Here is a 10,976-nt window from a genome sequence, read left to right as displayed (position 1 = left end):
AGCTGACCTGACCGGCCCCGGCCCCTCCCCGCGCAACTCTCAGAAAGTCGCGGCCCACCGGCACGGGCGCGCTCCACATCCGACCCGAAGGAGGCAGGCGTGACCACCCCTCACATTGCTGACCCACACCCAGCTACCCACGGAGGCGAGATCATGGCTCAGAACGGCTCTCAGACGGCCACACGCCCGCCGTCGATGCGCCCCACCCCGCACAGCGCCATGGTGTGCACCGGTACCACTCGGCGGGATCCCTCCGAGCCGGACGCACGCCGCACTGCCCAGCCTCGCACCAGGGCCGAGTGCTGGGCCGAGTTCTGGACGATCATCGCGCGGGAGCACGCCGACGCGTGCCTGCGCGAGACTGCTGCACGAAAGGCATGACCAGCGTGGCAAATCCGAAGGCGGTTGCCTACATCCGTGTCTCGGCTGTGATGGGCCGAGAGGAGCTGATCTCTCCTGAGTTGCAGCTTCACGAAATTGGGGCGTTCTGCAAACGGCACAACCTTGACCTCGTGCACGTCATTCACGATATCGACAAGTCAGGCCGATCTTTCACCAAGCGGCACGTCGGTGAGGCCGTAGGTGGCATCCAGAGCGGCCGATGGAGTCACGTCGTCCTTTGGAAGTGGTCGCGGTGGGGCCGGAACCTGCTGGGATCGCTAGTGCACCTTGCCACGGTCGAGCAGGCCGGCGGAGTGGTGCGGGCCGCGACGGAGGACTTCGACCCGACCACCACGATGGGCAAGTTCACCCGCGATCAGATGCTTTTGATCGCCGAGCTTCAGAGCAACCAGATCGGCGACGGATGGAAGGAGACACAGGCCAAGCGCCGCCGCGACGGCCTCCCCCACACGGGCGGAGAGCGATTCGGTTACAGCTACAGCCGCGCGGCTGGCTACACGCCGAACCTTGAGGAAGCCGAACTGCTGCGCGACGCCTACGAACGGATCACGACCGGCGACTCATTCCGCCTGCTGTGCCTTCAGTGGAATGCCAAGGGTATACGTACGCGAAGGGGCAGTCTGTGGAGCGAGACCAGCATGCGCCACATGCTCGACACCGGATTCGCGGCTGGTCTCATCCGAGAGCGGACTAAGGCTGGCAAGAACGGTCCTAGGGCGATGAAGCACTTCGACAAGTGGCGAACCGGCGCGCACGATCCGGTCATCTCAATGGAGCTGTGGGAGGTCTATAAGAAACAGCGGCTGGAGGCCGGGGAGCGAGCGCCGCGCCTGCGCCGCGCAACGTACGCCTTCAGCGGTCTCATGATCTGCGGCTACGCCGAGTGCGGACGACGCATGGTCTCGATGCCGTCCGGATCGGGCGCGCAATACAGCAGGTGGGCTTGCAAGGCGGCCTACGAGACAGGCGTTCACCCGCCCAACGGCATATCGAACATCCGCGCCAACAGAGACCTTCTGCGCTGGCTCGACGACCAGGCCGAGGGAGGCCGGGATGTCGATGTGAACGCGGAGCGATTCGCGAGAGCGCGCGAGATCAGTGGTGAGGTCGCTCGCTACGAGGCAGAGAAGGCCCGACTCATCGCGAAGCGCAAGCGGCTGGTCGCCATGCGAACCGACGACGAGATTGACGAGGAGGACTACCGAGAGCAACGGGCGGAAATTCTAGCTCAGCTCACGACGACGCTCGACGGCCTTGCCATAGCAAAGGCTCGTGACGCTGCGGGCGGAACGGCAGCGCTGAGACGCTTTGGCAAACTCCGGGATGAATGGTCAAGGCTAAGCGCGCACGGCCGAAATCGTGCGCTAGCCGCCGTAGTGCGCCAAATAATCATCAAGCCGGGCCCCTACGGCCCCGACACGATGCAAGTAGTCCCCGCGTGGGATATGCCTCTGGATTAAAGCGGGAGGGTGCGTAGAGTGACACACTGCGCACCCTCCGGCCATCGCTATGGCGCTGGCGTAGTCGCAGACGCGGAGCTTCCTTGGGAGGATTGCCACGACTTGCGAAATGAGGAGCTGACTCCGTACGAAACAGCTGTTAAACCACCGCCCGCGCCGAGCACTGTTAGTGCTGGAATCGTCGCATCTTTACCGAACTTCGCGGCAATCACGGCGAGCAGCGCTAGGCTAATACCGTTTAGAGCGACCGAAAAGACGTGCGTGTACCACAAGCGTTTGTCCATGAATGCCCTGTGGTCGGCGCTGTCTCGTTCTAGCTGAAACCGGTGATTGGCTTCTTCGCGTTCTTGGCGCATCTGATGTTCGGCGTACACCTTAGCCATATGCACAACATCGTCTGCTAGCTCCGGCGCGACCTTGGCCCACTTCGCAGCTTTTTCCCACGGGTCCAGTGTTGCCCAAGAGGTGCTCACGACACCCCCACCGGAAGTCTGGGCGTGGGAATGTCAGTGTGCATTCCAGATGACTCCGGCGGGGGACCAAGGAGATTTAGCACATGGTCCATGAACCCGGTGGCGGCATTCATGCCGGAAGCTCCTGTTCTTGCTGCTACAAGTTCGAGTATCGCGTCAGCAAACGGACGCGGAGATGCCGGACCGGATTGGGCTTCGCTCTCTCGTTCTAGATCGGTCATCCAATCCAGACGTGCAAGCAGATGATTGAGTTTCTCGGTAGCGGTTGGGCCGGAGTCTCCAGCCATCATGCGCCTAAGCGTGTTGACGGAGCCATGTAGCCGGACCAAGATTGCCAGGTCCTTATTGATGTCCCGAAGTCTTGTTTCGAAACGACCCGTCCTGCTCAATACCTCAATACTTGCGATAATCCGCATGATGGGCACGTCGTCTGTATGTCCAGCAGCTTCCAATGCAGCGAGGAGGCTAACTGCGCGACGCGTCGTTTCTGAATAACCACGGAACGATCGCAATTCACGTAGCGAAGTGCCCTCGATCTGAGAGGGGCGAGCCAACCACCGACGCCGTTTCCGCGCGATATATCCCGCTCTTGGATCACCGGACTCCTGGTTTGGAGGGTCCGAGGTGGCGGGCAGCCAACCCAGGATGCGACTCCACAAGACACCCATGCAGTCATTCTGCCGCTAGAAGCCGAGAATGCATCCTCCGGTTGGCCACAGAAAGGTCTCGTGTCCCGACCGTCTAGATCGAGAAGGCGGCTCGGCGGCGACGACCTGTCGGCCGCGTTCGGCCAGAAACGCCATCTGACCTGCCCGAACATGCTTGCTTCCTTTAGGCGCACGCACATACCTGCGCGACGGCATCACCAAGTGGCTGCGCGGGTGGCAGCGCAACGGGTGGCTGACCTCGGAGAAGAAGCCGGTCAAGAACGCCGACCTGTGGCAGCGCCTGTCGGCCGCCTGCGCCCGCCACCAGATCGAATGGCGGTGGGTACGCGGGCACGCCGGCGATCCCGGCAACGAGCGCGCCGACGCGCTGGCCAACCAGGGTGTGGCCCAGGCGCGTTACCGGGTCAGCTGACCAGGCTCGCGTAGCCCGGGTAGTTCACCACGAACCCGTCCTTGTCGACGGTGAGGTCGGCGGTGAAGCTGCCCGACGAGTAGCGGATCGTCTCCGCGTCGATCACGGTGTACGTCTGCTCCACCGGGATGACCTGCAACGACGGCACCCGCACCCAGGCGATCGGCACGGTGTGCACGGTGCCCGGCGCGGCGCCGAGCAGGCCCAGGCGGCGGATCGGCAGCGTGTTGGTCAGCGCCGTCGCCTCCAGGTCCACATCGTGCACCCCGGCCAGCCGGCCCGGGTCCACGATGCCGGGCAGCTGCACCGAGCCGAACTTTCCCTGCTCGCTGGTGGTGACCCGCCAGGAGTTGCCGGTGCGTTCCAGGCGCACCTCGCGCTGCCAGCCGGCGCCCTCGGACTCGACGGTCAGGGTGTCGGTGGCGAAACCCTCGCCGGTGGTCAGCGAGTAGCGGCACGCGTGCGCGATCGGTTCCGCGGCGACCACCTGGCCGCGGGCGACGAGGCGGTCGGGTCGCAGGTCGACGAGGGACAGGTCGGTGCCGACCTCGACCATCCGGTCCCACAGCAGGGCGCGCGGCAAGGGCAACGGGCTCATGTCCTGAGGTTAGGCACACCGGGGCGGTCATGGGGTCGAATCGCCCGTTCGCGACAGCGTAGAAATCCTCCGCAACACCTTCACGGTCGTGAATGTTTCTGACAACATGTGCGCACCCCTACCCACACCCCCCGGTTGGAGCCCCACATGGTGTTCCCGCTCCGCGCCGTCGTACCTCTGCTCACGGCGCTCGCCCTCGTGCTCGCCGCGTCGCCCGCGCACGCCGCCGCCCCGGCGTACACGGCCCTCGGCGACTCGTACTCCTCCGGCACCGGCACCCGCGAGTACTACGACGGCGGCTGCCAGCGCTCGCCCCACGCGTTCCCGGTGCTCGACGCGGCCCGGCTCGGCGCCACCCTCACCTTCGCCGCCTGCGCGGGCGCGAAGATCCCCGACGTCCTCAACGGACAGCTGGGCAGCCTCAACACCGCCACCCGCTACGTCACCGTCACCGCGGGCGGCAACGACATCGGCTGGTCGGCGATCATCGTGCAGTGCGCCAAGCCCTGGCCGTACACCTGCTGGGGCGACATCGACAAGGCCGAGACGTACGTCCGCAACACCCTGCCCGGCCAGCTCGACCAGCTGTACACCCGGATCCGGACGCTGGCCCCGAACGCGACCGTCGTCGTGGTCGGCTACCCGCGGCTGTTCAACGGCGAGGAGTGCAACGCCATCGCCCGGATCTCGCCCGGCGAGCAGGCCAGGCTGAACGCCGCGGCGGACCTGCTGGCCACCACCATCAAGGCGCGGGCGGCGGCCCGCGGGTTCGCCTTCGTCGACGCGCGCGGCCCGTTCACCGGGCACGCCGTGTGCGACGACGTCGAGTGGCTCAACGGCACGTCCTGGCCCACCGGCGAGTCGTACCACCCGAACCGGGCCGGGCACGTCGGCTACGCGAACGCGGTCGAGCCGGCGCTGCGCGCCTGACCCCTGTCGTGCCGTGCCTCGCGGCCGGTCAGGGCGTAAACGCCGTGATCGGCCGCGGGTGATCTCGGTATGCTGCGCCCCGTGGCAGGCGGCGACCGCGCGGCGGGCGCCCGAGCGGGGGAGACGCGGATGGACTGGGCACCGGGCGACCGGATCGAGGTGCGGCTGCTCAAGGTGGACCGGGAGAAGCTGCGCTACGCCGCGGACGTGGTCTCCGACGTCGACGGGCACCTGGTGGTCCGCGCGCCGTGGGCGGGCACGGTCGCCCGTGACTTCGGCTTCGTCCGCTTCGAGCACGGCGACGTCTTCACCGAGCACTACTGGCGCGATCGCTGGTACTCCGTCAAGGAGGTGCGCGACGCGTCCGGTGCGATGAAGGGCTGGTACTGCGACGTGGCCCGGCCCCCGGTGCGGCACGCCGGGGTGGTGGAGGTGGAGGACCTGGACCTCGACCTGTGGGTGCCCGCGGGCGGGGGTGCGGCCCTGCGCCTGGACGAGGACGAGTTCCTCGACAGCGGCCTGACCGAGCGTGACCCGGCGGCCGCCGCGCGCGCCTGGGAGGCGCTGGCGGAGCTGGAGCGCCTGGCCGCGGACCGGTTCGCCGCACTCGGCTGACATCGGTCCGCCGGACGGTGGAAAATCTCGGCACCGGGCGGAACCGAAGCGGGTCCGCGACGGTCACAGGGGACATGAAGGCAAGAACTCTTGTGCTCCGAGCGGCGCTCGTGTCGCTCGCGCTGGTTGCCGCAGGCTGCGGACGTCCGACCGACGCCGCGGACGGCGAGGGAGGTCCCATGGCGTTCCCCGGCGCCGACACCGTGGCGTTGCGGATCGACTACACCGGCGGATTCGTCCCCCCGGCGTTCAACCTGACCCGGTTGCCGGCGGTCAGCGTGTACGCCGACGGGCGGGTGCTCACCCCCGGTCCCCAGATCATGATCTATCCGCCGCCGGCGCTGCCGAACATCCAGGAGCAGCGCATCTCCACGGGCGACGTGCAGAAGCTGGTCGACCTCGCGGTCGCGGCGGGCGTCGGCAAGTCGGGCGTCGACTACGGCACCCCCAACGTGACCGACCTGCCGAACACCCGGTTCACCGTCACCACCCCCGACGGAGTGCAGCACACCGAGGTGTACGCGCTGACGGAGAGCATGGACAACGCCTCGGGCCTGACCCCGGCCCAGCAGGACGCCCGCAAGAAGCTGCTCGACCTGGTGAAGGCCGTGACCGACCTGCAGGGCACGCTGGGCGCGAGCGCCGTGGGCACCTCGACGCAGTACGTGCCGAAGAAGGTCGCGGGCATCGCGTCGGCGTGGACCGCGCCGGGCGACGGCACCTCGGCCGGACCCGAGGTCGCGTGGCCGGGCCCGGCGCTGCCGGGCGCGTCGCTGGGCGAAGGGCTGGGCCTGGGCTGCGTGGTCGCGGAGCAGGAGGCCGGCGCGGTGCTGACCGCCGCGGCCAAGGCCAGCGCGATCACGCCGTGGACGTCGGGCGGCAAGAGCTGGACCGTCGGCATCCGTCCGCTGCTGCCGGACGAGACGGGCTGCGAGTCGCTCGGCAAGTGACCGGGCGCAGGCCCGACCAGACGAAGCTCCGTCCACGCTGCCTCCCCGGCTGGACGGAGCTTCGCCCGTTGCGCCGTCAGGCGGTCGCGGCGCGGTGCCGGCGCTGGTGGTAGAGCAGCGCGCCGGCGGTCAGCACCAGCGGCCACAGCAGGTACCACCCCGTCGCGGCGAGCAGCCCCACCACCGCCACCAGCGCGACCAGCGCGTGCCGCCGGGCGGCCGAGCCCTTCGGCAGCAGCCGCAGCGCGGCGGCGGTGCCCAGCCCGTACACCGCGACGAACGCGCCGGTGGCCAGCAGCACCAGCGGCTCGGCCCCGGTGCCGGTGACCGCGACGGCGACCATCGCCAGCGCGGACAGGCCCGACGTCACGGCGAGGCTGCGCCGCGGCACGTCCCCGGCGCGGGCGCCGCGGGCCAGCCAGCCCGGCAGCGCCCCGTCGCGGCCCAGCGCCGCGCCGAGCTTGGCGGCGCTGCCGTAGTAGGCGTTCATGGTGCCGAAGGTCAGCAGCAGCGCGGCCGCTGCGGCCAGCGCGCTCGCGGGCCCGCCGAGGCCGATCTCCAGCAGCCGGGCCAGCGGCGCGCCGGAGGCGGCCCGCGGCCCGAGCACCAGGATGCCCGCGGCGGCGACGGACAGGTAGAGCACGCCCACCACGACCACCGCGATGGCGGCGGCACGCGGCAGGTCTCGCTCCGGGCGGCGGAAGTCGGCGGCCAGGTGGGTGATGGCCTCCCAGCCGGCGAAGCTCCAGACCAGCAGCGCGGCGGCCGGCGCGATGGCGAGCCAGCCGTTTGGGGCGAACGGGCGCAGGTTGCCGGTGTCGCCGTGCGGTGCGGCGCTGATGACGGCGGTGAGCAGCAGCGCGACCAGGACCACGGCCAGCACCAGCTGGACCCGGCCGGAGACGGTGACGCCGAAGGCGTTGGTGGCGGTCACCGCGAGCATCAGCGCGGCCGCGGTGAGCAGCACCGTGCGTTGCCCGCCGCCGATCGCGGCCTCGACGTACGCCCCGGCGAACAGCCCGGCGGCGGGCGCCCCGGCCGGGACGGCGAAGTAGAAGCACCAGCCGATCGCGCCGGCGGCCCGGGGCCCGAAGGCCAGCCGCACGTACGTCGAGACGCCGCCCGCGTCCGGATGGCGGGCGCCGAGCGCGGCGAAGGTCATGGCCAGCGGAACGGACAGCAGCACCAGGCCGAGCCAGGCGATCAGCGAGGCGGGTCCGGCGGCCTGGGCGGCCAGCGCGGGCAGCGCGATGACGCCGGTGCCCAGGACCGCGCCGACGTAGAGCGCGGCGCCCTGGGCCGTGGTGAGGCCCCGGGCGGGGGAGGCGGCGACCGCGGCTGGTTCCTGCGGCCTGGTGAGGGTTTCGGTCATGCCTTCACCTTCGGGCACGGGGGCGTTCGGGGACAGTGGCAGGAATGCCGCTCTGCGATAGGATTCTGCCATGAAGCGACACGTGGTCGCGCTGGCCCTCACCGACGACATCCCGGTGTTCGAGCTGGCCGTGCCGTGCGAGGTGTTCGGCATCGACCGGTCCGATCTGGTGGACCCGTGGTACGAGCTGCGTTTGTGCGCCGCCGAGCCGGGCCCGCTGTCGGTGCGCTCCGGCCTCACCCTGCACCCGCGGTACGGCCTGGACGGCCTCGCCGACGCCGACACGGTGCTGGTCCCGGCGTGCAACCGCATGGTGCAGTGCGGCCCGCCGGACGCCCTGATCGACGCGGTGCGGGCCGCCCACGCGCGCGGCGCCCGGATCGCCTCCATCTGCAGCGGGGCGTACGTGCTGGCCGCCGCCGGGCTGCTGGACGGCCGCCGGGCCACCACGCACTGGATGAACATGGCCGACTTCGCGCACCGGTTCCCGGACGTGAAGGTCGACCAGGAGGTGCTCTACGTCGACGAGGGCGACGTGCTCACCTCCGCCGGCACCGGCTCCGCCATCGACCTGTGCCTGCACCTGGTGCGCTGCGACTTCGGCGCCGCGGTCGCCAACGAGGTGGCCCGGCGCATGGTCGTGCCGCCGCACCGCGAGGGCGGGCAGTCGCAGTTCGCCCAGCCGCCGGCGCGCGGGGAGCACCGCGCCGACGACATCGCCCCGGTGCTGGACTGGGCCCGCAGCCGGCTCGACCAGCCGCTCACCGTCGCGCAGCTCGCCGCCCAGGCCCACCTGAGCCCGCGTACGTTCGCCCGCCGGTTCCGCGACAGCCTCGGCGTCAGCCCGCTGCAGTGGGTCCTGGAGCAGCGCATCCGCCTGGCCCAGGAGCTGCTGGAGACCACCGACGAGCCGGTCGAGCGCATCGCCTGGCGCACCGGCTTCGGCACCGCCGTCAACATGCGCCAGCACTTCCGCCGCTTCACCTCGATCTCGCCGCAGACCTACCGCCAGACCTTCCGCCGCCGTCCCGCCGGAACGCCGGTCTAGTGCCCCTCGCCCGCGGTCCGAGCGGAATCAGCTAGGAAGTTTCAAGTCGCCCTCTGCCTGGCAGGTCGGACGATCACGAGTGGGCGCGCGGGCCGGCCCACTCGTCGCGCAGCAGCTCGTACTCGACGTCGCCGTGCTCGCCGCCGTCGATCTGATCGGGCCAGTCGAGGAAGAACGTGCGCAGGAAGCGCAGGCCGGTCTTCTCCATCACCCGCCGGGAGCCGGTGTTGACGGTCATCGTGTTCGCGGTGACGCGGCGCATGCCGAGTTCGGCGAAACCCTTGTCGACCAGGGCGCGCGCGCCCTCGGTGGCGTACCCCCGGCCCCAGGCGGCTCGGCGCAGCCGGTAGCCGAGCTCGGCCGTGCCGGGCTCGCCGGGCTCGGCGGTCAGCGCGAACCAGCCGAGGAACGCGCCGGTGGCCTTCTCGACCGCGGCCCAGCGCCCGTAACCGGGGTGCTCGTCGTACTGGGCCAGGAACTTCGGGAGCAGCTCGTCGCGGATCTCCTCGCGCGGCGTCGGCCTGCCACCGTTGAGGTAGCGGGTGACCGCCGGGTCGGCGTCGAGGTCGTAGAGCGCGTCCACGTCGTCGGCGGTGAACCGGCGCAGCATCAGGCGCGCCGTCTCGAGATAGCTGTCCACCGGCGCATCCTCGCACGTCAGCGCCGGTGCGGCGAACGGGTTACCGCCCGGTGCGGTCGTCACTGCCCGTCGTCGCCCCACGGGTTGCGGGCGCCGGTGGCGGTGACGGCGTCCGTGCTGCAGGTGGCGCTCACCCAGCCGGCGGGGGTGCCGTAGAAGTTGGTGCTCTGCCCGCGGTGCCGGCCGTCCTCGTCCACGGTCGCGACGTAGGGCCCGAAGCTCCCGGGACCGGCGCCCGCGCTGTCGAACGTGCACCGGACCGTGCTGCCCGCCTCGAAGCCGGACAGCTCCACGCCGATGAACGCGCAGGAGGTGCCCTGGCAGCGCCGGTCGTTCGGGTCGTCGCCGCGGAACACGGCCACCCTGGTGTCGTCACCCTGGAACGGCGGCCACTTCACGGCGGCGGCCAGGGACAGGTACGCGATGACCGTGCCGAGGACCGTGGCCACGATGGTGACGATCGTGCTGGTGCGCTTCAGCGGGGCGGGGGACTCCGCGGTCGACATCGGCTACTCCTGGTGGCGAGAGGCTGACGCGATGGTACGCAGCCCCGCCGGCCGCCCGTTCGGCCAGGTCACCATCCATCGTGGACGAGAGCGGCGGGTGTCCCGTGGGAAAGACGCCCGCCGCTCGGCCGTGGGGACGGTCGCGGTCAGCCGAGGCCGTTCTTCATGGCCGTGATCAGCTCACCGTTGCCGGTGTCGCCGGTCAGCTCCCAGAAGAAGGCGCCGCCCAGACCCTGGTTCCGGGAGTACGTCATCTTCCCGCCGATGGTGCTCGGGGTGTCGTAGCTCCACCAGTTGCTGCCGCACTTGGCGTACGCGGTGCCCGCGATGGTGCCGGTGGACGGGCAGCTGTTCTTGAGCACCTTGTAGTCCTCGATGCCCGCCTCGTAGGTGCCCGGCGCCGGTCCGGTGGCCGTGCCGCCGGGGGTCGCCTGGGTGACGCCGGTCCAGCCGCGGCCGTAGAAGCCGATGCCGAGCAGCAGCTTGCCGGCCGGCACGCCCTTGCTCTTGAGCTTCTGGATGGCCGCGTCGGAGTTGAACCCGGCGGTCGGGATGCCGGTGTACGACGTCAGCGGCGAGTGCGGGGCCGTCGGGCCCTGCGGGGCGAACGCGCCGAAGTAGTCGTACGTCATCACGTTGTACCAGTTGAGGTACTGCGCGGCGGCGTTGTAGTCGGTGGCGTCGATCTTGCCGCCGTTGCTGCCGTCCGCCGTGATCGCGGCGGTGACCAGGTAGCTGCTGCCGAACCGGTTGCGCAGCGCCTGCATCAGGTTGCGGAACGCGAGCGGGCCGCTGCTGTCGCAGCTCAGGCCGCAGGCGTTCGGGTACTCCCAGTCGATGTCGATGCCGTCGAACACGTCCGCCCAGCGCGGGTCCTCGACCAGGTTGTAGCAGGAGTTGGC

12 protein-coding genes are annotated in these 10,976 nt (G+C 70.0%); 6 read left to right on the top strand and 6 right to left on the bottom strand.

Annotated elements, in window-relative coordinates; translation table 11 throughout:
* Positions 1-377: 377 nt before the first annotated feature.
* A complete protein-coding gene (locus AB0J67_RS35815) occupies positions 378-1,862 on the top strand; it encodes a recombinase family protein (RefSeq protein ID WP_363489330.1) in 1,485 nt (494 codons plus the stop codon).
* Between the two features lie 47 nt (positions 1,863-1,909).
* Here AB0J67_RS35815 and AB0J67_RS35810 read toward each other — a convergent pair whose 3' ends face one another.
* The gene (locus tag AB0J67_RS35810; protein WP_363489328.1) at positions 1,910-2,335 is read right to left on the bottom strand and encodes a hypothetical protein; all 426 of its coding nucleotides are present in this window, start codon (positions 2,333-2,335) and stop codon (positions 1,910-1,912) included.
* Positions 2,336-3,157: 822 nt separating this feature from the next.
* Between AB0J67_RS35810 and AB0J67_RS35805 the strand changes: the two genes are divergently transcribed.
* A complete protein-coding gene (locus AB0J67_RS35805; protein ID WP_363489326.1) occupies positions 3,158-3,415 on the top strand; it encodes an RNase H family protein in 258 nt (85 codons plus the stop codon).
* Here AB0J67_RS35805 and AB0J67_RS35800 read toward each other — a convergent pair.
* The gene (locus AB0J67_RS35800) at positions 3,408-4,013 is read right to left on the bottom strand and encodes a putative glycolipid-binding domain-containing protein (RefSeq protein WP_363489324.1); all 606 of its coding nucleotides are present in this window, start codon (positions 4,011-4,013) and stop codon (positions 3,408-3,410) included. The two genes, AB0J67_RS35805 and AB0J67_RS35800, sit on opposite strands and share 8 nt — an antisense overlap.
* 147 nt (positions 4,014-4,160) lie before the next feature.
* On the opposite strand from AB0J67_RS35800, the gene AB0J67_RS35795 reads away from it, so the two are divergent.
* The 3 genes from AB0J67_RS35795 to AB0J67_RS35785 all read left to right on the top strand — a co-directional run bounded on the left by AB0J67_RS35795 (position 4,161) and on the right by AB0J67_RS35785 (position 6,508).
* Positions 4,161-4,943, top strand: coding sequence for an SGNH/GDSL hydrolase family protein (locus tag AB0J67_RS35795; RefSeq protein WP_363489322.1), 783 nt, complete (start codon positions 4,161-4,163; stop codon positions 4,941-4,943).
* 129 nt (positions 4,944-5,072) lie between these two features.
* Positions 5,073-5,558: a DUF402 domain-containing protein gene (locus tag AB0J67_RS35790; protein ID WP_363489320.1), complete on the top strand. Its 486-nt coding sequence runs from the start codon at positions 5,073-5,075 to the stop codon at positions 5,556-5,558.
* 179 nt (positions 5,559-5,737) lie between these two features.
* Entirely contained in the window at positions 5,738-6,508 is a 771-nt protein-coding gene (locus AB0J67_RS35785; RefSeq protein ID WP_363489318.1) for a hypothetical protein, read from the top strand.
* A 76-nt stretch (positions 6,509-6,584) separates the two neighbouring features.
* Here AB0J67_RS35785 and AB0J67_RS35780 read toward each other — a convergent pair whose 3' ends face one another.
* Positions 6,585-7,880, bottom strand: a complete 1,296-nt coding sequence (locus AB0J67_RS35780; protein ID WP_363489316.1) for an amino acid permease — start codon at positions 7,878-7,880, stop codon at positions 6,585-6,587.
* A 70-nt stretch (positions 7,881-7,950) separates the two neighbouring features.
* Here AB0J67_RS35780 and AB0J67_RS35775 point away from each other — a divergent pair, with 70 nt between their 5' ends.
* A complete protein-coding gene (locus tag AB0J67_RS35775) occupies positions 7,951-8,928 on the top strand; it encodes a helix-turn-helix domain-containing protein (protein WP_363489314.1) in 978 nt (325 codons plus the stop codon).
* Between the two features lie 73 nt (positions 8,929-9,001).
* Here the strand turns inward: AB0J67_RS35775 and AB0J67_RS35770 are convergent, their stop codons facing one another.
* The 3 genes from AB0J67_RS35770 to AB0J67_RS35760 form a co-directional block, all read right to left on the bottom strand.
* Entirely contained in the window at positions 9,002-9,568 is a 567-nt protein-coding gene (locus tag AB0J67_RS35770; RefSeq protein ID WP_363489312.1) for a GNAT family N-acetyltransferase, read from the bottom strand.
* A gap of 59 nt (positions 9,569-9,627) precedes the next feature.
* On the bottom strand, positions 9,628-10,074 hold the full coding sequence (locus AB0J67_RS35765) for a hypothetical protein (protein WP_363489310.1): 447 nt from the start codon (positions 10,072-10,074) through the stop codon (positions 9,628-9,630).
* Positions 10,075-10,220: 146 nt separating this feature from the next.
* On the bottom strand, positions 10,221-10,976 hold a 756-nt coding region (locus AB0J67_RS35760), incomplete at its 5' end, for a glycoside hydrolase family 18 protein (RefSeq protein ID WP_363489308.1).

It is taken from the genome of Catellatospora sp. NPDC049609, assembly GCF_040675365.1.
GTDB lineage: Bacteria > Actinomycetota > Actinomycetes > Mycobacteriales > Micromonosporaceae > Catellatospora.
This window is presented reverse-complemented; position numbering and strand designations above follow the sequence as displayed.